The sequence below is a fragment of the Streptomyces sp. NBC_00328 genome, from assembly GCF_036139655.1.
Taxonomy (GTDB): domain Bacteria; phylum Actinomycetota; class Actinomycetes; order Streptomycetales; family Streptomycetaceae; genus Streptomyces.
Window position 1 is genome coordinate 989,455 of the sequence record NZ_CP108013.1, and the last position, 21,459, is coordinate 1,010,913.

The window sequence follows — 21,459 nt, forward strand, 5'->3', positions numbered from 1 at the left end:
ACGAATCTCGTGAGATGGTCCACGGACTGGTGGACGGCCGGGGGCCGGGGCGGTCGAGGCCCCGTTCGAGGACCGCCGCCGCGCCCCTGGCGTCGGGGGCCCGTCCGTCGGCTCCCGGGGCGCGGGCGTAGCGGCCGTCGGGGCCGAAGGCGGCGCCGCCCGCGATGACGGGCACGCCCGGCGCCTGACACGCCGTGATGGCCATGTGCGCGGTGGGCAGATGGGTGGGGACCGAGGAGGAGAGCGCCACCGCCCGCGGTCCCGTCCGGTGCAGGTGCGCGATGAGATGCGGGGTGGGCACGTGCGCTCCGAGGAAGTCCACCCGCCATCCGCGCAGCCGCAGCACCTCCGCGAGAAGCCTGGCCGGCAGGTCGTGCCACTCACCGTCGGCACAGGCCACCGTGACAGGACGGTGCACCACGGAGACCGTTCCGGCCGGCGAGCGCCGTCGCGCCATGCGCGTCAACAGCGCACACCGCCGGGGAGACGAGACGGTCCCCGCCCGTCAGCGGCGACGGCTGCGCGTCGTCCAGCCCCCGCCGACGCCCGAGAGGTGAAGGGCGAGCAGGGCGAGTCCGATGAGCATGACGTTGGTGGACGTGAACACGTGATTGGTCGAAACGTCACCGGCGTTGATCAGGAACGCGATGAACAGCAGTACGGCGGCAGCTATGCCGAGCATGAGGACTCCTTGTGAAGGTCCGGCAGTCGAGCGATGGAGTCCGGATGCCCCGAGAAGGCCGCCCGACACTACGTCGCGTGACGGATCCGCCGGATCCCCTTCCGGCAAGGCCCGTACGGCAACCCGCGGAGGGCGGGCACACATGCGGGGGCCGGCACACAGGGGCGACAGGCAGGAGGCGGCCACGCCGGGGGCGACCACGCCGGGGGCGACAGCCGCGTTCGGGCACGCAGGAGGCAAGCGCACGCAGGGGCCAGACACGCGAGGAGCAGGCACGCGCGGGGCGGGCGGCGCATGGACATCGGCGCGGCGGGCATGCCGGGGCCAGGCGGCGCTTGGACGCGGGTGGATCGCCCGGCAAGCGCCGCCACGGGCCTCCGTCCTAGGAAACGCTCCCGGCCGAAGCCCCCACACCCTCACGCACGGCCGCGCCCTCCGCCGGGCCGGTCGCCCGCCACACGCTCTCGTGGTCCTCGGCCAGTCCGAGTCCGGCCAGACCCTTCAGATGCCCGAGCACGGTGGAGCGCCGGAAGCCCACGGCCACGGTGAGTTCCGCGACCTCGACACCCTCGGCGCCCGCTTCCGCCAGGCGCTCCCACGTGCGCACGGCATGGCGGCTCAGACCGCTCTCGCTCACCGTCCTGGACACGGCCTCGGCCCTTTCCCCGTTCGTGTCCTGCCCGGGAATGGGAGGCTTGGCCCGCGCCTGCTGCGGGCCGACCGCACTCACGCCCGCCTGCTCCCGGACCTGCTCCCGGACCTCGCGGGGCGATCTCCTCGGTCCGACCGGACGGGGCGTCATGTTCACCTTGCGGTGCCTACGGCCTTTGCTGTGTCGGCTCATCGATTCCTCATCTCCGCCTCGACGATGCTCACAGCAGGAGAACGAGCGGGGGCCGACTAGGTAGTTCAGCCGTTCGAAGGACAGGGACCCGTCGTCATCGAGCCCCCGGCGTCCGGGTGCGGCCACGCTCGGGACGGGAGACGCCGGCCGTTCAGCGTCCGCACCTCGGTGGGCTGCTGTGCGAGCGGCGGGGCAGCCGCGGACACCGCCTTCGGCGAGGGAGCCGGGGACGTCACGCTCCCCAGCAGTCCGGCCTGACGCGCTTCCCGCCGCTTCTCTCCGGCCACGAGCAGGGCGTCGGCGGCGACGACGGCGTCGCGCACGCTGGTCGTTCCCGTCATCACACAGAGCGTGTACGTGACGTCCTCCAGGCCGCGGGCCGTCTCCAGTGTCTCCTTCTCGGAGTACGCGATCTTCAGGGCCGCGTAACGCGTCAGCAGCCTCCGGACAACCTTCGGGTCGGGCACGAGCACGGCGAGGGCTCCTCTCTCGAGTTTCCGTCCGTGTGCCCGGGTTCGCCACGGTTCATTCCCAACAACCGCCCCAGACAACCTATGTGGCCCAACGCCGCCCCGGTGACGGCATCCCGCCGCTCCCGCCCGTCGCGTGCGGAACGGACCGGCACCCGGGCGAAAAGGTGTGACGCAAGCGAACCAGGGCACGTGGAGGCACCGGACGTTGACGGCGACGGTTTCCCTGCCAGGCGCGTCCGGCGGCGGTCACGGCCGGTGGCACCGCCGACAGTCCCGCCACGGACACCCCCGCGCCGGAACACGTACAAGAGATCTGTGTGAAGGAAAGGAACATGACGACTTCCACGACACCGAACTACACGGTCCCCGGCGTCAGCACGCACGACGGCGGGCGGATCATCGATCTGCTGAGCATGCGGCTGCACGCTCTCAACGACCTGTCGCTCACGCTGAAACACATCCACTGGAACGTGGTGGGCCCGCATTTCATCGCCGTGCACGAAATGCTCGACCCGCAGGTGGACCGCGTGCGCGACATGGCGGACGACGCCGCCGAACGGATCTCCGCCCTCGGCGGGGTTCCGCACGGCACACCGGGAGCGCTCGTCGCCGAACGGACCTGGGACGACTACAGCGTCGGCCGCGCCGACGCCATCGCCCACCTCGGCGCCCTCGACCTCGTCTACACGGGGATCGTGCAGGAGCACCGCGCGGCCGTGGCCGAGGTCGGCAAGATCGACCCGGTGACCGAGGACCTTCTCATCGAACAGCTCCGCGCGCTCGAACAGTTCCAGTGGTTCGTCCGGGCGCACCTGGAGAGTTCGGGCGGGTCGCTGTCGCAGGCCGGGGCCCGCACGGAACGCGAGGCGGCGCGATCGGCCCGGCAGGGCACCGCGGGCTAGCGCTGTCGGAAGAACACGGCGGTACACGGCGGTACACGGCGGCCGTGGGGCCCGGACCGGGAAACACAGGTCCGGGCCCCACGGCCGACGTGCGTCGTGAGCCGGTCAGCCGGTCAGCCGGTCAGCCGCGGCCGATGTAGCTGCGCACGGTCGTCCCGGAGGCGTCGGTGTGCACACGGACGAGGTCCGACAGGAAGTGCACGAGGAACAGGCCCCGTCCGCCGATCTGGTCGGGACGCACGGGATGCCGGCCGGCCAGGGGATCGCTGAGCCGGCCCTCGTCCTGCGCCTCGCACACGATCTGCTCGCTCTCGGCCCAGATCCTCAGGGTCCCCGAACCGCCCCCGTGCACCACGCTGTTGGTCGTCAGCTCCGCGACGACGAGGTTCAGGTCGTGCAGCCGGGCCGCTGTCATCCCCCGGCTCCGGGCCTCGGCGAGGGCGAAGTCGCGGGCGACGGGCAGGAGTTCGGCGTCGAAACGGACCGCCGCCGCTCCCGGGGGGTGGCGCAGCGCCTGGTTGAAGCGCGTCAGCACCCCGTCCGGGTCGTAGGCCGGGCTGGCGCTCTGCCGGCCGGCGCTGATCACGACCGGGTGCGTGGCGTGGGCGTCGGCGATCACGTCCGGGGAGAGGGCGCGACCGTCGTACGGGCACAGGATCGTCACGTCCCGGCCCGCGAACGCCCGGTTGATCAGGGCTTCGTGCTGGACGCAGGCCGGGTACTCCACCGCCGTACGGCCGTGCCAGACGGGCTCGCCGATGATCCGTACGTGGACGTCCTGATGGGCGTCGGCGAACGCCCGCAGGACGGAGGGGATGATGCGGCCCGGGTTCAGGCCCGCCCGCGTCATGTCGATCCATCGGACGCCGGCACCCATGGGCCCCAGGGCGCCGCGGATGAGTTCCAGTCGCGGGGCGGGGACGGCCACCGCCACCGGCTCCCCCGCGGCTACGCCGTCGGAGACGAAACGTGTCGTCCCTTCCACGTACTCACGGTCGCCGTCGTAGACGAGCGCGGGGTGGACGAAGGGATCGTCGCGAAGTGCCGCCGTAGTCATGGCACGATCACCGCGCCCCGGGGCCGGCGTCCGGCGAGCGGTCCCGCTTCGGGGCGCGCCAAGGGCGAGCGCGTGTGCGCTCGGCCGACTCGACGCTCGATACCCACGGACTCACCCCGTGACCCATTTTACGTCGCCGCCACGACAGCGGGGCAGGCCCCCGGACACGAGAGCGCCGTCGCAACGGTCGCCCTCCTTCCCCACCTGCGCCCTCGATCCCCGCCGGAACCGTGTCATCCTTCGGGCTGAACCGGCATCAGTCACATCAAAAGCGACATCAGCTCGGCGAGGAGACCGCTGTCACAACCCCGCATCCGAAGGGCGCCCCCGGAAGGAAGTAGCCCCTGACCCGGTGTCAGGGGGAGGCTGGACGTACGCGTCCCGCAGAATTCCGCAACCGGGTGGCATGAGCGGTGTGAAGCAGGGCAGACGGGCCCTGTCATCATTTCCTTCGGACGATTTGGGGTGGACGGCATGGCGGCCGTGGCGGAAGCGAAGGCAAGGGACACGGCGCACCGGGCAGCGACGACCGAGGGAGGCGTCCTGCCGCAGATCGACGAGCCTTTGAAGATCAGCCCGAAGGACGCGCGCGAGCTGTCCCGCCAGTTCTTCGACCGGCTCTCCGTCCTGGAGGAGGGCACGCACGAACACCAGTACGCGCGCAACACCCTCATCGAGATGAACCTCTCCCTCGTCCGGTACGCGGCGGCCCGCTTCCGCAGCCGCAGCCAGGGTGAGATGGAGGACATCGTCCAGGTCGGCACGATCGGGCTGATCAAGGCAATCGACCGCTTCGAGCTGTCCCGCGAGGTCGAGTTCACCTCCTTCGCGGTTCCGTACATCGTCGGTGAGATCAAGCGGTTCTTCCGCGACACGAGCTGGGCGGTCCACGTTCCCCGCCGTCTGCAGGAGGCGCGCGTCGAGCTGGCCAAGGCGACGGAGGAACTGCGCACCCGCCTCGGGCGTACGCCCACCACCCGTGAACTGTCCGAGCTGATGTGTCTGACCGAGGAAGAGGTCATCGAGGCCCGCAAGGCGTCGAACGGCTACAACTCCTCGTCCCTGGACGCCGCCCTCACGGCGGACGGCGGTGCGGACGGCGAGGCGGTCCTCGCGGACTTCATCGGCGAGGAGGATCCCTCGCTGGAGTTGGTCGAGGACTTCAACTCGCTGGCCCCCCTGATCGCGCAGCTCGACGACCGGCAGCGCCGGATCATTCATCTGCGCTTCGTCGAGGAGTGGACCCAGGCGCAGATCGGCGAGGAGCTCGGCATCTCGCAGATGCATGTCTCCCGGCTGATCACGCGCATCATCAAGCGTCTGCGCACCGGGCTCCTCGATCCCGCGGTCGCCTGAGGCTCCCGCACGTCACAGCCCGTACGACGGTCCCGTCGGCCCGCCCCGGACTCCGGTCCGGAGCGGGCCGACGGGATTTCGCGTACGCGGTCCCGGCGAACGGGACCGAGAGGGTCCTGTGTATCCAGTTCCGTCCAGGTCATTCCTGCTGCCGGTGAGATTTCCGGGCCCCTGGAGAATTCTTTCCCGCGCTTTGTTCCGCCCCCGCGATCTGGGTTAGCCTGCGGCGTATTTTCTTAAGGGGATGACCCGTGATCTGCGGGAATCCCACGGGCGTGCGGGGGCCGCCCGTGGGCCCGGCGCGGTTCCGAGTTCCGTGACACGGGACTCCAGGGGAGCGGAACGAGGGTGGCCATGACCAGGGCAGCGAGCGGGACGTCCGTACGGACGCCGGGCGAGCAGGAGTTGCGGCAACTGCTGGCCGGCCTCACCGCCGTGCGCGACGGCGACTTCGGCACCCGGCTCCCCGACGAGGCCGGTGGCCTGCTGGGGGACATCGCCACCGTGTTCAACGGCATGGTCGACCAGCTGTCGGTGTTCACCTCGGAAGTGACACGAGTGGCCCGTGAGGTGGGCACGGAGGGGACGCTCGGCGGCCAGGCGGAGGTGCCGGGGGTCTCGGGCACCTGGGCGGACCTCACCGACTCCGTCAACGCCATGGCGGGCAATCTCACCACGCAGGTCCGCGACATCGCGCAGGTGGCCACGGCGGTCGCCAGGGGTGATCTCTCGCAGAAGATCGACGTTCCGGCCCGCGGCGAGATCCTCCAGCTCAAGGAGACCGTCAACACGATGGTCGACCAGCTCTCCGCCTTCGCCGACGAGGTCACCCGCGTCGCCCGCGAGGTCGGCACCGACGGACGCCTCGGCGGCCAGGCCCAGGTCCCCGGTGTCGGCGGCGTCTGGCGTGATCTCACCGACTCGGTGAACTTCATGGCCGGCAACCTCACCGCCCAGGTCCGCAACGTGGCCCAGGTCACCACGGCGGTGGCCCAGGGAGATCTCTCCCAGAAGATCACCGTGGACGCCCGCGGCGAGATCCTCGAACTGAAGAACACCATCAACACGATGGTCGACCAGCTCTCCGCCTTCGCCGACGAGGTCACCCGCGTCGCCCGCGAGGTCGGCACCGACGGACGCCTCGGCGGCCAGGCCGACGTGAAGGGCGTCAAGGGCACCTGGCGTGATCTCACCGACTCGGTGAACTTCATGGCGGGCAACCTCACCGCCCAGGTCCGCTCGATCGCCCAGGTGGCCACCGCGGTGGCCAAGGGCGACCTGTCGCAGAAGATCACCGTGGACGCCCGCGGCGAGATCCTGGAGCTGAAGGAGACCATCAACACGATGGTCGAGCAGCTCTCGGCGTTCGCCGACGAGGTGACCCGGGTGGCCCGCGAGGTCGGTACGGCGGGCAACCTGGGCGGGCAGGCCACCGTGCGGGGCGTCTCGGGCACCTGGAAGGACCTCACCGACAACGTCAACGTCATGGCGTCGAACCTCACCGGCCAGGTCCGCTCCATCGCGCAGGTGGCGACCGCCGTGGCCCGCGGCGACCTCTCGCAGAAGATCACCGTGGAGGCGAAGGGCGAGGTCGCGGCCCTGGCGGACGTCATCAACACGATGGTCGACACCCTGTCCGCGTTCGCCGACGAGGTCACCCGCGTCGCCCGTGAGGTCGGCACCGAAGGACGTCTCGGCGGCCAGGCGCACGTACCCAATGTGGCGGGCACCTGGAAGGACCTCACCGACAACGTCAACTCGATGGCCAACAACCTCACCGGGCAGGTGCGCAACATCGCCCTGGTGACGACGGCCGTGGCCAAGGGCGACCTGTCCAAGAAGATCGACGTCGACGCCCGGGGCGAGATCCTCGAACTCAAGACGACGATCAATACGATGGTCGACCAGCTCTCCGCCTTCGCGGCCGAGGTCACCCGGGTGGCGCGGGAGGTCGGCAGCGAGGGCAGGCTCGGCGGCCAGGCCGAGGTGGAGGGCGTCTCGGGCACCTGGAAGCGGCTCACCGAGAACGTGAACGAACTGGCCGGCAACCTCACGCGGCAGGTCCGCGCGATCGCCGAGGTCACCGGCGCCGTCGCCGAGGGCGACCTGACACGGTCCATCGCCGTGGAAGCCTCCGGCGAGGTCGCCGACCTGAAGGACAACATCAACTCCATGGTGGAGTCCTTGCGTGAGACCACACGGGCCAACCAGGAGCAGGACTGGCTCAAGACGAACCTGGCCCGTATCTCCGGCCTGATGCAGGGATACCGCGACCTGGACGTGGTGGCCGACCTCATCATGGACGAGCTCACCCCGCTGGTCGCCGCGCAGTACGGCGCCTTCTACCTCGCCGAGGAGACCGCGAAGGGCACGGAGCTCAGGCTGGTCGGCTCGTACGGCTATCCCGACGAGGACGGGCGTCCCACCCGTATCCCGCTCGGCCGCTCCCTGGTCGGGCAGGCCGCGCGCAGCAGGCGGGCGATCACCGTGGACGAGGTGCCGCCGGGGTACGTCACCATCTCCTCGGGCCTCGGGCAGACGGCGCCGACAGCGCTGGTGGTCCTGCCCATCGTCGTCGAGGAGCAGGTGCTCGGCGTCATCGAGCTCGCCTCGGTCACCCGCTTCAAGCAGGGGCACCGGACGTTCCTGGAACAGCTGATGGAGACCATCGGCGTCAACGTCAGCACCATCGTGGCCAACGCCCGCACCGATGAGCTGCTGGGCGAGTCGCAGCGCCTGACCGCCGAACTCCAGGCCCGCTCCGAGGAGTTGCAGGTCCAGCAGGACGAACTCCAGCGTTCCAACGCCGAGCTGGAGGACAAGGCCTCCCTGCTCGTGACCCAGAACCGCGACATCGAGGCGAAGAACCTCCAGATCGAACAGGCCCGGCAGGAACTCGAGGCACGGGCCCAGCAGTTGTCGCTGGCGTCCAAGTACAAGTCCGAGTTCCTCGCCAACATGAGCCACGAACTGCGGACCCCGCTCAACAGCCTGCTCATCCTGGCCCAGTTGCTGGCGCAGAACCCCTCGCGCAATCTCACGCCGAAGCAGGTCGAGTACGCGGGCATCATCCACTCCGCGGGTTCCGACCTGCTCCAGCTGATCAACGACATCCTCGACCTGTCGAAGGTCGAGGCCGGCAAGATGGACGTGACCCCCGAGCGGGTCCCGCTGCGGCAGCTGCTCGAATACGTCGAGGCCACCTTCCGCCCCATGACCTCGCAGAAGAGCCTGGAGTTCACGGTCAGCACCGCTCCCGGCGCCCCGGTGGACCTGCTCACCGACGACTCCCGGCTGCGGCAGGTGCTGCGCAACCTGCTGTCGAACGCCGTCAAGTTCACCGAGCAGGGCCGGGTCGAACTGCGCATCGAACCGGCGGCCGACGCGGAGATCCCCGCGGGCGTTCCGCGCGGCGGCACGATCGCCGCCTTCCGGGTCAAGGACACCGGCATCGGCATCCCCGAGCAGCAGCTGGAGACGATCTTCGGCGCCTTCCAGCAGGCCGACGGCACCACGAGCCGCAAGTACGGCGGCACAGGTCTGGGTCTGTCCATCACCCGGGAGATCGCCCACCTGCTCGGCGGGGCGGTCACCGTGGACAGCACCCCCGGACAGGGCAGTACGTTCACACTCTTCCTCCCCGTCGCCCGGCCCGAGTTCGAGGAGCTGATGGCCGGTGGCCGGGCACCCGAACCGGCGGTGGACGAGGGCGCCTCGGCGTACACCGAACCGCGGCACACCGCTCCCGGTTCGGCCGGCCTGCCACGCCAGCGACGGCGGCTCCTGGTCGTGGAGGAACGGCCGCGGGGGCTGCTCACGCTGGTGGCCGAGAGCGCGGTCGGGGATGTGGCGCGCAGCCGTGACGAGGGCGACACACGGGAGCGCGTCGACATCATCACCGTCGTCGGCGCACAGGAGGCGGCGAGCGCCCTCGCCGCGGAGCCGTGGCACTGCGTCGTGCTCGAACTCGGCATGCCGGAGGGCGAGACGGCCCGGTTCCTGGAAGCGGTGGAGGGCGACTCGGCCCTGGCGACCGTGCCCGTCCTCGTCCACAACGGCAGCCGGGTCGACCTCGCGCAGGAGCAGGCGCTGCAGTCCCGCTCGGGCGCACGGTCGCTGGAATTCCTTTCCAGTCTCGACGAGTTGCGCGAGCGGATCGCGCTGCACCTGTCCGCGGAGCAGCCGGGCGACGTGGTGCCGCTGGTCCGCGCCGAGGAGGCCAGGAACCGGCCCGCGCGGCCGATCGACAACGCCTTCCAGGGCCGTACGGTGCTCGTCGTCGACGACGACGCCCGTAACCTCTTCGCGCTCAGCGGGATCCTGGAACTGCACGGGTTCCAGGTGCTGCACGCGGAGAACGGCAGGAAGGGCATCGAGACACTGCTGGCCCGGCCCGAGGTCGCGCTGATCCTGATGGACGTGATGATGCCCGAGATGGACGGGTACACCGCGACCGCCGAGATCCGCAGGATGCCCCGGTACGCGGACCTGCCGATCATCGCGGTGACGGCGAAGGCCATGCCCGGCGACCGGGAGAAGAGCCTGCTGTCGGGCGCCAGCGACCACGTCACCAAGCCGGTCGACACCGACGACCTCATCGCCTGTGTCCGGCGCTGGCTCGGGGAGTGACATGACGCCCGGTACCCTCCACCGCGGCCGTGCGGCGGGACACCCGCCGCTGCCGCCCCTCCCCCGCCCCCACAGGGTTCCCGCCGAGGAGCGGCCGCACGATGAACAGTCCTGAGGCAACCGGCCCGAGCGTCCCCGATTCCCCGGACGACGTCGCGGACGCCGGGCACGCGGGCGAGCTGTCGGGCGCGGCCCGGACGTCCCCGGTGGGCCGGCTGGCGGCCACCGTCGATCGGCTGCGCCGCGAGGTACGGGCCGCACAGGCGGAGGCCGAGGGGCGGGCCCTGATCGAGCTGGCCAAGGGCATCCTGGTCGAGCGGCTGGGCTGCGGACCGGCACAAGCCGCCCGCCAGCTCACCGAGTTGGCCGAGCAGGCCAAGGTGCCACAACTCCAGCTCGCGGTCGAGATCATCAACCAGGCGGCCCACGACCGGCTTTCGGAGGTGACCAGCGCCTTCCTCTCCGCCACGGCGGAGCATCCCCCGAAGGACGACGCCCCCGCGGTACGGCTGCGCGCGGCCGAGAGCGGCGCGCTGGCGGCGGGCGACAGCCAGGCGGTGGCCGACTCCCTGCTGCAGCACGCGCTGACTCCCCTCGGGGCGGTCGCCGTGGCCATCTGGGCGGCGGACGCCGACGGTTCGCTCTCCCTGGCGGGAAGCGCCGGGTTCTCGGCGGCCGAGGCCCGGCGCTGGCGTTACGTTCCCCCGGGCGTGGCGACGATGGCACGCCGCGCGCTGTCCGACCGTACGGCGCTGTGGGCCGGGTCGCTGACGGACACCGGGCTGCCGTCCATCGGGCACGCGGAACATCCGGACGGCGGACGGGTCGCGGTACCGGCCGGCTCCGGAGGCCGGATCCACGGCGTCCTGGAGATCGCGTGGCCGTCCGCCCTGGCACCTCAGCCACCGCAGGTGGTCCGCCAGGTCGAGGCACTGGCCGAACTGTGCTCGCACACACTGGAGACCCACGCGCCGCCGGGCGACTTCCACGACGTGCGGGGGACGGCCGATGTCTGCGAACTGATCGACCTGGTGGACGGGTTGCACGATCCCGCCCTGGTCCTGGTCCCCCAGCTCGACGACCAGGGGCGGCTCGCCGACTTCCGCATCCGTCATGCGAACGGACGCTTCCTCGATCCGGCCGGCCGGCCGCGTGGCACCGTTCAGGGGTCACTGCTGCTGGAGGCCTATCCGCTGGCCGCCGGGGACAGCGGCCTCTTCCAGTGCGTCGAGCGCGTCTACGCCACCGGGGAGCCGTTCCGGGCGCGGCGCATGGATCTGACGGCGCTGGTCGACCAGGTGCGGCTGTCGGCCGTGGCCGACATCAACGTCAGCCGGCACGGCGGAACCGTGCTGCTCATCTGGCGCATAGAGGACGAGACGGCGCGGCTGGCGAGTCTGCTCCAGCACGCCCAGCGGCTCGGCAGGATCGGCGGTTTCGAGGAGAACCTGCTGACTGGCGAGACCATCTGGAACGAGACGCTCTTCGATCTGTACGGCCGCTCCCCCTCGGGCACTCCCGTCCCGCTGGAGGAGCTGGCCGCGCACGCCCATCCCGACGACGCCGTCGCCATCGGCCGCTTCCTGCGGACCGTCCTGCACCGTCACCGGCCGGCGTCGGCAGCGTTCCGGCTCCAGCGTCCCGACGGCGTGACCCGGCACATCCGCGTGGTGGCCGAACCGGTGCTCGACGCCGACGACCGGCTGTTCGCGGTCCGCGGGGCCTACCAGGACATCTCGGCGCAGCACTGGACCGAGGTGGCGCTGGCGGTCACCCGCGACCAGCTCGCGCACACCGAGCAGCAGGCGCACGAGCGCAACCGGCTGACCCTCCAGCTCCAGCACGCGATCATGCCGCCGGCCCAGGCGCCGTTGCGGGCTCCGGGCCTCGACGTGGCGGTGCGCTACCGGCCCGCGGAGACCGAGCAGCTCGTCGGGGGTGACTGGTACGACGCCGTCGTGCTGTCGTCCGGCCTGGTCCTGCTGTGTGTCGGCGATGTGGCCGGTCACGGGATCGAGGCGGCGACCAGCATGGTGGTGCTGCGCAACGCGCTGCGCGGACTCGCCGTGACGGGTGCGGGGCCGGGGCAGCTGCTGTCCTGGCTCAACATCGTGGCGCACCATCTGACGGGCGGGGTCACCGCCACCGCGGTCTGCGGGATCTACGATCCGCGCCGCCGTGTTCTGCGCTGGGCGAGGGCCGGACATCTGCCGCCCGTTCTGGTCCGGGACACGGACGCCAACCCGCTGCCGCTCCTCAAGGGCATCCTGCTCGGTGCCGTCCCCGAGGCGACGTTCGAGGAGGACGAGGTGCAACTGGACGTCCACGACACCCTGTTGATGTACACGGACGGTCTGATCGAACGGCGGGACCGCTCGGTGGAGGTGTCGCTGCGCCAGCTCCTCAACGCGGCCCGTACGACGTCCGGGACGCTGGACCATCAACTCGACCGGCTCCTGACGTACAGCAGGTCCGACACCGACGACGACACCTGCATCGTCGGCATCCGGGTGGAGTAGGGCCGTACGAATGCGGCCCCGCCGGCAGCCGGGGGGAGTGACTGCCTGCGGGGCCGTGCAGCTCGGGTTTCGCCAGGGGGGTAGCTTCCCGAGCTGTCTCAGGATGCTGCTGCCCCGCTTCAGGCGATGCATGCACACGGGTTTCCGGCCGGTATTCCCCTCGTATGGCCGAACGATCGGCTCACGAGGAGTCGCGCAGGGCGCGCAGGAGTGGCTCCAGGGAGTCCGTGACGCACCGGTCGGGAACGCCGGCCTCCCGCAGTGCCCGCGCTCTGGCGGGGTGGCGGGCGTATCCGAGGAATCGGACACCGGCGTGGTGCGCCGCCGCGTGGTCCGCCGGGGTGCCGCCGATCATCAGCGAGGCCTCCGGTGCGGCCTCCATGGCGCCCAGGGCCAGTGACAGGGCGGCCGGACGGGGGGTGAGCGTCCCCGGGTCCGGCGCCCTGCCGAATATGTACGGGGCGAAGCGGGGTGTGAGCCCCCGGGCGTCCAGGTACGAGGTGACGGCCCGGGCCGATGTGCCGGTCGCCACGGCGAGCCTCGCCCCGACCGCGGCCCAGGTGTGGATCAGCGGATCCGCGTACGCCGTCGGCATGGCGGTGCGCACCGCCTCCAGCTCGGCCCGGGTGAGCCACGCGTCGAGCCGGGCGAGGGCTTCGCTGCCCGGGTGCCGTCCGGCCACCTCCGACAGGACGCGGTAGGGGTCCGCGGGGCCGTGCTCCTCGTCGGTGAGCACCGCGCCGAGACCCGCTTCCGTCAGCCGGTCCCGCTGGGCTCGTGCGACGGCAGTCGCCGAGGGCCCGGAGAACAGCTGACAGATCGGGCCGTCGAAGCCGAGGACGACATACCGCGTCCGTGCGACCAGTTCCCGAACGTTCTCGATCCGACTCGTCACCACCAGGGTCTTTCCCGTCCCGGCAGTCACCAATCGAGCGGGTGCCGGCCGGTCGCCTCCGGCCGCCGTGACCGCGGCTTCCGCCGCTGGTCAGCCGCCGGTCAGGGGACGGTCAGGGCGGGGGCCGGCCGTGGGCGGGCCGGGCCGCGCGGCCGTCAGTGGGCCATGTCCGCGAGGTGCGGGACCACGCGGGTCAGCCGCAGCACGCCCCACAGGACGAGCCCGGCGCCGATCAGCTCGGGCAGCAGCCACCAGCCCGTACGGATGGCCTCGTCGAAGAGCGTGACACCGAGCACCAGGCTGAGCGTCGCGTCGCCGATGGTCAGCGCGGGCTGCGAGGCGGCCAGGGGGCCCGCCTGGAGGGCGTTCTCCAGCAGCAGGACGGCGGTGATCCCGGTCAGGGCGAATCCGTACGTCTGCCACACGCCCAGGAAGGCGACGAAGCCGTCGTCGTCGAGTGTGCCCACGGCCGATTTGAGGAGAGCGGCGGTCAGCGCGTTGCTGATGGCCGACGCCGTTCCCAGCATGGCCGCGCGGAAGAGCGGCGGGCGGCCCGGACGGGCGACGACGACCGCGGCCGCCACGGTGCCCAGGCACAGGACCAGTACCGGGATCCAGCGTGCCATGGAGGCGTCGGACCGTGCTCCCGAGGGAGCGGCCGACAGGAGGACGAGACCGAGGCCGGCCACCACACCGGCCACGGCCTGCCAGCCCGCGCGCGACAGGCGCCGGTGCAGCAGCGGGACGGCGATCATCAGGGCGAAGGGCAGTTCCAGGATGAACAGGGGCTGCACCAGGGACAGCGGCCCGTTCGCCAGCGCGAGCGCCTGGAAGAGTGCCGCCCCGATCACCCCGGCGATGCCGATCAGCCAGGACGGCTGCCGGGCGAGCCGGATGATGAGCCGCAGTCCACCGCCTTCGCTGACGCGCGAGGCCGCCTTGCGCTGGAACGCCGTGCCCATCGCATTGCTGGCTGCTCCGAGGAGTGCGAACAGCACGGCCAGTCCCGTCACCCCTCCACCATGCCCCGGGACGGGTGTCGGGGCCTCCCCGGGCGTCGCCTGCGGGGCCCGTACGACCGCGTCCGGTCCGGCCCGCCGTACGGGTGACGGCCAGGGGCCGGGCCGAGCTCGGGCCGGGCCGCCGACGGGATGGAACACCGGTGGGACCAGGCGCCCATGGCATGGAACGCCGGTGGGATGAAACGTCGCCGACGGGGCAGCCGCCCTGAGGAGCCCCGTCATCTCATCCCCGTGATGGCGGGGCTTCGTGGCGCCCGCCCCCGCCAGAGCTCCTCCGGACGGCCGCCCCTTCCCCGCTCCGGCAGCCACCGGACCGCTCCGGCCCGCACGCGTGCGTGACCCGATCGGAATGCGCGACGGCGGGGAAAGGGGGAGCGTGGTGTCAAAGGGAGGAGTGCCATGGCCACGAAGGCCGCGCCCGGCCGGCGGGACGACCACCGGGGATGGCTGCGCGGCTCGCCCCCTCCACGCTGGGTACGGCTGCTCCCGCCGGTCCTGCTGGTGGGCGTCTGCGTGGGGGAACTCGTGAGCAGTGAGGCGCTGGACATCGGCTTTCTGCTGGGAGCCATCCCTTCCCTGGCCGTCCTGTCCTACGGCCCTCTGGGGACGGCCGCCTTCGGCGTGATCGTCGTGGTCCTGATGAACATCCCCGCCCTCGATCTGAACCGTCCGGGCAACGCGGACCTGCTCACCATCAGCTTCATCGCCGTGCTGAGCGTGTTCGTGTCGCTCGTGCGCAGCCGCAGGGACGCGCATCTGGTCACCGTGCGGTCGGTCGCGGAAGCCGCTCAGCTCGCCGTGCTGCCGCCACTGCCGGAGCGTGTCGGCCCGGTCCGCTGCGCCGGTCTCTACCGGCCAGCGCAGCGGGAGACGCTGGTCGGAGGTGACTTCTTCGAGGTGCGCGACGGGCCTTTCGGCGTCCGGGCCGTGATGGGCGACGTACAGGGGCACGGGCTGTCGGCCGTGGGGACGGTCGCCTCGCTGCTCGGGGCGTTCCGGGAGACGGTGCTCGACCAGCGTGATCTGGAGGCCGCCGCGGCCCGGCTCGACCGCAGGCTGGTCGTCGACTCCGCGTCGGTCGATCACGCCGAGCTGTTCGCCACCGCACTGCTCCTGGAGTTCCCGCCCGGCACCGACACCGTACGGCTGGTGTCCTGCGGGCATCCCCCGCCGCTGCTGCTGCGTGGCGCGAAGGCCCTCGAACTCGACGCCGAGCCGGCGTCCCCGCTGGGGCTGGGGTTCTTCGAGCTGTCCCCGCCGAAGGGGCTCACCGTCGAGCTGGAACCCGGCGACCGGCTGTTCATGGCGTCGGACGGCGTGAGCGAGAGCCGGGACACCACCGGCGCCTTCTACCCGCTGCCGGACCGGCTGGCCGTGTTCGCCGAGGAACCTTCGGACGTCCTCGTCGACCGCCTCTGGGAGGACCTCGTCGAGTTCTGCCCCTCGATCCGCGACGACGTCTCCGTCCTGGTCCTGTCGCCCCGGCTGCGCGGCGAGCGGAACTACGGCGACGAGGGAGACGGCGACGGAGCCCCGGGGGCGAAGCCCGACAGCAACCCGGACCCGAACGCCGACGGCGACAGCGACAGCGACTGAGAGTCCTCCGTCAGGTCGCCGCGATATCGAGTGCCGCGATGTACCCGAACGTCATCGCGGGACCGATCGTCGAACCCGCTCCCGCGTAGCTGTGGCCCATGACGGCCGCGCTGGCGTTGCCCGCCGCGTACAGGCCGGGGATCGCCATGCCGTCCGGGCGCAGGACGCGGGCCCTGGCGTCGGTGCGCAGGCCGCCCTTGGTGCCGAGGTCGCCCGGGACGATCCTGAACGCGTGGAACGGGGGGAGCCACAACGGGGCGAGGCAGGAGTTCGGGAGGACCGCGGGGTCCGTGTAGTAGTGGTCGTAGGCGCTGTCACCGCGGTGGAAGTCGGTGTCCGTGCCGCTCAGGGCCAGGCTGTTGAAGCGGCTGACGGTGGTGCGCAGGGCGGCCGCGGGGACACCGACGCGGCCGGCGAGGTCGTCCAGGGTCCACGCCTTGTACACGGCGCCGGACGCGTACCAGGAGTCGGGGAACGCGAAGGCCGGCGCGACGTCCTTGAACAGGTAGCGGTTGCGGTAGTTCTGGTCGACGACCAGCCAGGCCGGGATGTCCGGAGCGGTCGGATCGCGGTCGTACATGGTGTGCACGACGTCGCTGTAGGGTCCGGCCTCGTTGACGAAGCGCGCTCCGGCGGCGTTGACCAGCAGGCTGCCGGGCAGGGTGCGTTCGGCGAGACAGAAGTAGGGCTGGTCGGGCAGCGGGACGGCCGGTCCCCACCAGGCGTCGTCCATCAGGTCGAGCGCGGCCCCGGCGCGCCGGCCCGCCTGGATGCCGTCGCCGGTGTTCTCCTTGGCGCCCACCGTCCAGGCGGTTCCGATGGGCTGCCGCTGGAACTCGGCGCGCATGGCCGCGTTGTGCTCGAAGCCGCCGGAGCCCACGATGACCCCGCGCCGGGCCCTGACCAGTCCCGGCGCGCCGTTCCGGGTGACCACCGCGCCGGTGACGGCGCCGTTCTCCATGAGCAGGTCGGACAGCGGGGTGTTCAGCCACACCGGGACCTGGGCGGCGAGCAGGCCGGCGCGCAGCCCGGCCGCGAGCGACTGGCCCATCGTCAGCGGTTTCTGGCCGAGCAGCGCCGCCTTGGTGCCACGCGCCAGGCATTCGGTGGCGACGGCCGTGCCCTTCGCACTCACGGCTGCGAGGGTGAGCCACTTGTAGTCGGCGCTGAAGACGACCATGCCGGCCGGGACGGCCATGTACGCCGGGTTGAGGTGGGCGAGTTCGGCTCCGAGGATGTTGCCGTCGAGCTGGTCGGGCTCCATGGAGCGTCCGCCCGGGAGGCCGCCGGGGAGTTCCGGGTAGTAGTCGCTGTATCCCTCCATCCAGCGGAAGCGCAGCGGGCTGTTGGCCATGACGAAGGAGATCATGGCCGGTCCGTGGCCGAGGAAGGCCCGCTGCCGGTCGGCGGAGACCTCCGGGCCGACCACGGCCGCGAGGTAGGCGGCGGCCTTCGCCGGGGTGTCGGGGACGCCGGCGGCGAGGATCACCGGGTTGCCGGGGATCCAGATGCCCGCGCCGGAGCGGGCCGCGGAGCCTCCGAAGGTGGCCGCCTTCTCCAGGACGACGCAGCTCAGTCCCCGTTTCGCGGCGGTGAGCGCCGCGGTCATCCCCGCGGCGCCCGAGCCGACCACGACGACGTCGTAGGTGCCGAGCGCGGGCAGGTCGGCCGCCGCCGCGGACCCGGTGGAACCGGCGGCGCCCGCGGCGAGCGCGAGTGCGGCGCCCGTGGCCGTGCCGAGCACCCGGCGCCGTGAGGGGCCGGGTGCCGGAAACGAGTCAGGTGCCGGAAACGGGTCCGTACGTCCGACGGGGTCCGCGCTCGGGGACATGGCAGGGCTCTCCAGCGGGCGAGGGAATGTGAGGCGCTCCGTTGCTCCGGGAGCCGACAGGCCCCCGCCGTAGCGGTTCTGATGCAGCGTCAGGAATGTCGCGCGAGGGTCTTGTGAAGTCAAGGGCAAGTCCGTCAGAGCTCGCCGATCACCCCAAGATCGGACAGAAGTTACCAACCGGTATGTAGTGACTTAACAAGCCAGCAACAGTAGAACCTGTTCCCACTCATCGAGAGTGAGGAGTGTCACGTGGGTGACATCAACCAGCAATCCAATGACTCCAGGGGTGTTTCGCGCCGACGATTCATAGCTGGAACAGGTTCTATTCTTGGAGCAGTGAGCCTTGCCGGTCGCGCTGTCGCGGCCCCCGCGCGGATCGCCACGACGGCCTCGTCGATCCCTTCCGGCGCACACGTCCCCGTCCTGGTGATCGGCACCGGATACGGCGGCTCCGTGGCCGCCCTGCGCCTCGCCCAGGCCGGCGTCGACGTGCAGATGGTCGAGATGGGCATGGCCTGGGACACCCCGGGCTCGGACGGCAAGATCTTCGCCAACACGACCAGTCCGGACCAGCGTTCGTACTGGCTGCGCACCAGGACCAAACAGCCCCTCAGCAACTTCCTCGGCTTCCCCATCGACAAGGACATCCCGCGCTACACGGGGATCCTGGACGCCGAGGAGATGGGCCAGATCATCGTGTACCAGGGCCGTGGTGTCGGCGGCGGATCACTGGTCAACGGCGGCATGGCGGTCACCCCCAAACGGGAGAACTTCGGCGCCATCCTCCCGTCGGTGAACGCCGACGAGATGTACGCGACCTACTACCCGCGCGCCAACGCCGCGCTCGGCGTCGGTCTCATCGACCCGGCGTGGTTCGACACCACCGACTGCTACCAGTACGCACGGGTCGGCCGTAAGCAGGCCCAGCGCTCCGGCTTCCCGTTCGTCTTCGTGCCCGACGTGTACGACTGGGACTACATGAAGCAGGAGGCCGCGGGCACCGTCACCAAGTCGGCCCTCGCCGGGGAGATCCTCTACGGCAACAACTACGGCAAGAAATCGCTCCAGAAGACCTACCTCGCCCAGGCCGCGGCCACCGGGAGAGTCACCATCTCACCGCTGCACAAGGTCACTTCGGTCGCACCCGCGTCCGGCGGCGGCTACACGGTCCTGATCGACCAGCTCAACACCACAGGTGACACCACCGCCACCAAGACGGTGACCGCGGACCGGGTGTTCTTCGCGGCCGGAAGCGTCGGAACGAGCAAGCTCCTGGTCAGGCTGAAGGCCACCGGCGCGCTGCCCGGCCTGAACGGCGAGATCGGGCAGGGCTGGGGCGACAACGGCAACGTCATGTGCGGCCGCGCCAACCATCTGTGGGATCCGACCGGCTCGCTCCAGGCCAGCATCCCCTGCGGCGGCATCGACAACTGGACCGCAGGAGGCGCGTTCGCCGAGGTGGCTCCGCTGCCCACCGGCATCGAGACCTACGCCTCGTTCTACCTGTCCATCACCAAGAACCCGAACCGCGCCCAGTTCACCTTCAACTCCTCCACCGGCACCGTCGACCTCAACTGGCAGACCGCCTGGAAACAGCCCGCCATCGACATGGCGAAGACCATCTTCGACAAGATCAACGCGAAGGAGGGGACGATCTACCGGACCGATCTGTTCGGTGTGTACAAGATCTGGGGCGACCATCTCACCTACCACCCTCTCGGCGGCGCCGTACTCAACAAGGCCACCGACAACTACGGCCGCCTGCGTGGCTATTCGGGCCTGTACGTCATCGACGGCGCGCTGATACCCGGCAACACCAGCGTCAATCCGTTCGTCACCATCACCGCCCTCGCGGAACGGAACATCGAGAACATCATCGCCGTGGACCTCTAGCTCGTCCGGGCCGCGCGTTGGGCCCGGAACCGCTCAGGGAGCCAGGGCCGCCGGGTGAGCCACCCTCTCAGTGGGTGGGCAGCACGCACACGGCGTCCAGTCCCAGCACATGGTTGAGCCGGCCGAACGCCAGCCAGGAGCCGATGCTCATCGTCAGCTCCACGATCTCCCGCTGGCTGTACAGCGCCGTCATCCGTGTCCAGAACTCCTCGTCCAGACCGTGGTGATCCAGGGCGTACCGCTCGGCGTACTCGGCGGCCAGCCGCGTCCGGTCGTCGAAGGCACCGGTGGTACGCCACTGGGTCACCGCGTCCGCGAACTCCTCCTCGACCTTCAGGCCCTCCCGTTCCGTGCGCCAGTCGAGACAGAACAGGCACCCGTTGATCTGCGCGATCCGCAGTCGGGCCGCCTCGAACTCGCGCAGGCCCAGCGTCGTGTGCTCGTACACCGACAGGGAGAAGTTCGCGGCGGCCATGCCGATGCCGGGCACCATCTCGCCCCACACGTATCCGATCGGTTCCTGTCCCTCGGGAATGTCGATGCGCAGGGTCATGGGTCACTTCCTTCCGAGTCGGCCGACTGCGGGGCGCAGCGGGACGTCGAGTGCGTCGTAGAGCCCTGGTTCCGCGTCCACCAGCCAGTCGATGGCGCCGACCAGGCGGCCGACCGCGGTGGCGTTCCCGCCCGCGGAGCGGTTCTCGCCCTCGTCGGTGGCCGCGACGGTGACCTCGATGCGCGGACGGCCCTCGATGATCACGCGGTGGGCGCCGTCCCCGTCCGGCGGCGTCGGCCAGTCCGGCGCGCAGGAGGCGTGGATGCGGGTGACGTGCTCGATGACGATCCGGGGCTCTCCCCCGACGATCCCCCGCACCTCGAAGCGGACCGCGCCCTGGGTGCCGGCCGCGAACTCCCCCATGGTGCGGGTGCTCACCGTGTCCGTGAGCGGCCGGCGCTCCAACGTCTCGCGGATGTCGTCGAGTTCGACTCCCAGGGCCCGCGCCATGAGCCGTATCTGGCCGCCCCACACCATGGTCGGGATCGACGGGGCGAGCATCAGCGGCTCGTAGTCCATCGGCTGTCCCATCCCGACCAAGTACCGTACGGACTCCTCCTGTTCGTACGTGGAGTAGTCGAAGATCTCCTGGCAGCGGATGGCGTCGACCGTGGTGCCCAGACCGCTGATCAGCAGGGGCAGGACGTCGTTGCCCCAGCCTGGATCGACCCCGGAGACGAACAGGGAGCCGCCGCCGTCCGCGATGGCGGCGAGCATCGGGTCCCGGAACTCCGGCGGGGCGTTGCGCTGGTCGTAGAGCGGATAGAGGGCGGGGGTGACGACCACCGCACCGGCCCGGATCGCCCTGCCGATGTCGGCGAGGGCCTCGTCGGGGCGGATGTCGCCGGTGGCCGCGTAGACGACGGCTCCGGGGCCACCGGCCAGGACCGCGTCGATGTCGTCGCTCGCCGCGACACCGAGGCCGTGGCCGAGGCCGGCGAGGTCGCCCGCGTCGCGGCCGACCTTGCCGGGGTCGTGGACGAGCACGGCCGCGAGTTTCAGTTTCGGGTGGGCCTCGACGGCGCGGATGGCCGCGCGGCCGACATTGCCGGTACCCCAGACCACCGTGGAAATCATGCGGCGGAGGGTAGCGAGACGTCCTCAAGGTTCCTATAGCCGTGACCGGGAGAATTCCGGCGGTGAACCGGAGCCGGTGTCACCGCCCCGATGGCGGACCGCACGGCCACCGGCCGGGCGACGACGGGAA

General features: G+C 71.0%; 15 protein-coding genes and 1 pseudogene. 6 read left to right on the forward strand and 10 right to left on the reverse strand.

The genetic code is table 11. From position 1 onward, the window contains the following. Nucleotides 1-46 precede the first annotated feature (46 nt). The 4 genes and pseudogenes from OG485_RS04190 to OG485_RS43920 all read right to left on the reverse strand — a co-directional run. Nucleotides 47-403 (reverse strand): annotated as a pseudogene (locus tag OG485_RS04190) (cobalamin B12-binding domain-containing protein); the annotation flags it as partial. Between the two features lie 102 nt (nucleotides 404-505). Beyond that, nucleotides 506-682 (reverse strand): hypothetical protein, encoded by a 177-nt coding sequence (locus OG485_RS04195; RefSeq protein ID WP_192582574.1) that lies wholly within the window; start codon nucleotides 680-682, stop codon nucleotides 506-508. Between the two features lie 382 nt (nucleotides 683-1,064). Further along, nucleotides 1,065-1,484, reverse strand: a complete 420-nt coding sequence (locus OG485_RS04200) for a hypothetical protein (protein ID WP_328664619.1) — start codon at nucleotides 1,482-1,484, stop codon at nucleotides 1,065-1,067. A gap of 107 nt (nucleotides 1,485-1,591) precedes the next feature. Further along, a complete protein-coding gene (locus tag OG485_RS43920) occupies nucleotides 1,592-1,999 on the reverse strand; it encodes a DUF5133 domain-containing protein (RefSeq protein WP_443048652.1) in 408 nt (135 codons plus the stop codon). 332 nt (nucleotides 2,000-2,331) lie between these two features. On the opposite strand from OG485_RS43920, the gene OG485_RS04210 reads away from it, so the two are divergent. Then, complete coding sequence (locus OG485_RS04210; RefSeq protein WP_326789810.1) at nucleotides 2,332-2,901, forward strand: Dps family protein; 570 nt, start codon at nucleotides 2,332-2,334, stop codon at nucleotides 2,899-2,901. Nucleotides 2,902-3,022: 121 nt separating this feature from the next. On the opposite strand, the gene OG485_RS04215 is transcribed toward OG485_RS04210, so the two are convergent. Beyond that, nucleotides 3,023-3,958 carry a sensor histidine kinase gene (locus OG485_RS04215; RefSeq protein WP_328664621.1) on the reverse strand — a complete coding sequence of 312 codons (936 nt, stop codon included), beginning with the start codon at nucleotides 3,956-3,958 and terminating at the stop codon, nucleotides 3,023-3,025. A gap of 474 nt (nucleotides 3,959-4,432) precedes the next feature. Between OG485_RS04215 and OG485_RS04220 the strand changes: the two genes are divergently transcribed. The 3 genes from OG485_RS04220 (at nucleotide 4,433) to OG485_RS04230 (ending at nucleotide 12,462) form a co-directional block, all read left to right on the forward strand. After that, the gene (locus OG485_RS04220; RefSeq protein ID WP_328664623.1) at nucleotides 4,433-5,314 is read left to right on the forward strand and encodes an RNA polymerase sigma factor SigF; all 882 of its coding nucleotides are present in this window, start codon (nucleotides 4,433-4,435) and stop codon (nucleotides 5,312-5,314) included. 354 nt (nucleotides 5,315-5,668) lie between these two features. After that, nucleotides 5,669-9,943, forward strand: a complete 4,275-nt coding sequence (locus OG485_RS04225) for a HAMP domain-containing protein (protein WP_328664625.1) — start codon at nucleotides 5,669-5,671, stop codon at nucleotides 9,941-9,943. 101 nt (nucleotides 9,944-10,044) lie between these two features. Then, nucleotides 10,045-12,462: a SpoIIE family protein phosphatase gene (locus OG485_RS04230; protein WP_328664627.1), complete on the forward strand. Its 2,418-nt coding sequence runs from the start codon at nucleotides 10,045-10,047 to the stop codon at nucleotides 12,460-12,462. Nucleotides 12,463-12,643: 181 nt separating this feature from the next. Here the strand turns inward: OG485_RS04230 and OG485_RS04235 are convergent, their stop codons facing one another. Together OG485_RS04235 and OG485_RS04240 are read right to left on the reverse strand one after the other, a co-directional pair. Beyond that, the gene (locus OG485_RS04235; RefSeq protein ID WP_328664630.1) at nucleotides 12,644-13,387 is read right to left on the reverse strand and encodes an HAD family hydrolase; all 744 of its coding nucleotides are present in this window, start codon (nucleotides 13,385-13,387) and stop codon (nucleotides 12,644-12,646) included. 125 nt (nucleotides 13,388-13,512) lie between these two features. Continuing rightward, nucleotides 13,513-14,370 (reverse strand): DMT family transporter, encoded by an 858-nt coding sequence (locus OG485_RS04240; RefSeq protein ID WP_328664632.1) that lies wholly within the window; start codon nucleotides 14,368-14,370, stop codon nucleotides 13,513-13,515. 408 nt (nucleotides 14,371-14,778) lie between these two features. Between OG485_RS04240 and OG485_RS04245 the strand changes: the two genes are divergently transcribed. Beyond that, nucleotides 14,779-15,975, forward strand: a complete 1,197-nt coding sequence (locus OG485_RS04245; RefSeq protein WP_328664634.1) for a PP2C family protein-serine/threonine phosphatase — start codon at nucleotides 14,779-14,781, stop codon at nucleotides 15,973-15,975. Nucleotides 15,976-15,985: 10 nt separating this feature from the next. On the opposite strand, the gene kstD is transcribed toward OG485_RS04245, so the two are convergent. Beyond that, nucleotides 15,986-17,806, reverse strand: coding sequence for a 3-oxosteroid 1-dehydrogenase (gene kstD, locus OG485_RS04250; protein ID WP_328664637.1), 1,821 nt, complete (start codon nucleotides 17,804-17,806; stop codon nucleotides 15,986-15,988). A 249-nt stretch (nucleotides 17,807-18,055) separates the two neighbouring features. On the opposite strand from kstD, the gene OG485_RS04255 reads away from it, so the two are divergent. Further along, nucleotides 18,056-19,699: a GMC oxidoreductase gene (locus OG485_RS04255; protein WP_328664639.1), complete on the forward strand. Its 1,644-nt coding sequence runs from the start codon at nucleotides 18,056-18,058 to the stop codon at nucleotides 19,697-19,699. A gap of 67 nt (nucleotides 19,700-19,766) precedes the next feature. Here the strand turns inward: OG485_RS04255 and OG485_RS04260 are convergent, their stop codons facing one another. Both OG485_RS04260 and OG485_RS04265 read right to left on the reverse strand, forming a co-directional pair. Then, nucleotides 19,767-20,246 carry a carboxymuconolactone decarboxylase family protein gene (locus OG485_RS04260; protein ID WP_326791090.1) on the reverse strand — a complete coding sequence of 160 codons (480 nt, stop codon included), beginning with the start codon at nucleotides 20,244-20,246 and terminating at the stop codon, nucleotides 19,767-19,769. Between the two features lie 9 nt (nucleotides 20,247-20,255). After that, nucleotides 20,256-21,329: an NAD(P)H-dependent amine dehydrogenase family protein gene (locus tag OG485_RS04265; RefSeq protein ID WP_328664641.1), complete on the reverse strand. Its 1,074-nt coding sequence runs from the start codon at nucleotides 21,327-21,329 to the stop codon at nucleotides 20,256-20,258. Nucleotides 21,330-21,459 lie beyond the last annotated feature (130 nt).

Coding starts and splice junctions, on each gene's coding strand:
- OG485_RS04230 (WP_328664627.1), top strand. CDS start 10,045: ATGAACAGTCCTGAGGCAACCGGCCCGAGCGTCCCCGATTCCCCGGAC.
- OG485_RS04210 (WP_326789810.1), top strand. CDS start 2,332: ATGACGACTTCCACGACACCGAACTACACGGTCCCCGGCGTCAGCACG.
- OG485_RS04215 (WP_328664621.1), bottom strand. CDS start 3,958: ATGACTACGGCGGCACTTCGCGACGATCCCTTCGTCCACCCCGCGCTC.
- OG485_RS04245 (WP_328664634.1), top strand. CDS start 14,779: ATGGCCACGAAGGCCGCGCCCGGCCGGCGGGACGACCACCGGGGATGG.
- kstD (WP_328664637.1), bottom strand. CDS start 17,806: ATGTCCCCGAGCGCGGACCCCGTCGGACGTACGGACCCGTTTCCGGCA.
- OG485_RS04195 (WP_192582574.1), bottom strand. CDS start 682: ATGCTCGGCATAGCTGCCGCCGTACTGCTGTTCATCGCGTTCCTGATC.
- OG485_RS04265 (WP_328664641.1), bottom strand. CDS start 21,329: ATGATTTCCACGGTGGTCTGGGGTACCGGCAATGTCGGCCGCGCGGCC.
- OG485_RS04200 (WP_328664619.1), bottom strand. CDS start 1,484: ATGACGCCCCGTCCGGTCGGACCGAGGAGATCGCCCCGCGAGGTCCGG.
- OG485_RS04220 (WP_328664623.1), top strand. CDS start 4,433: ATGGCGGCCGTGGCGGAAGCGAAGGCAAGGGACACGGCGCACCGGGCA.
- OG485_RS04225 (WP_328664625.1), top strand. CDS start 5,669: ATGACCAGGGCAGCGAGCGGGACGTCCGTACGGACGCCGGGCGAGCAG.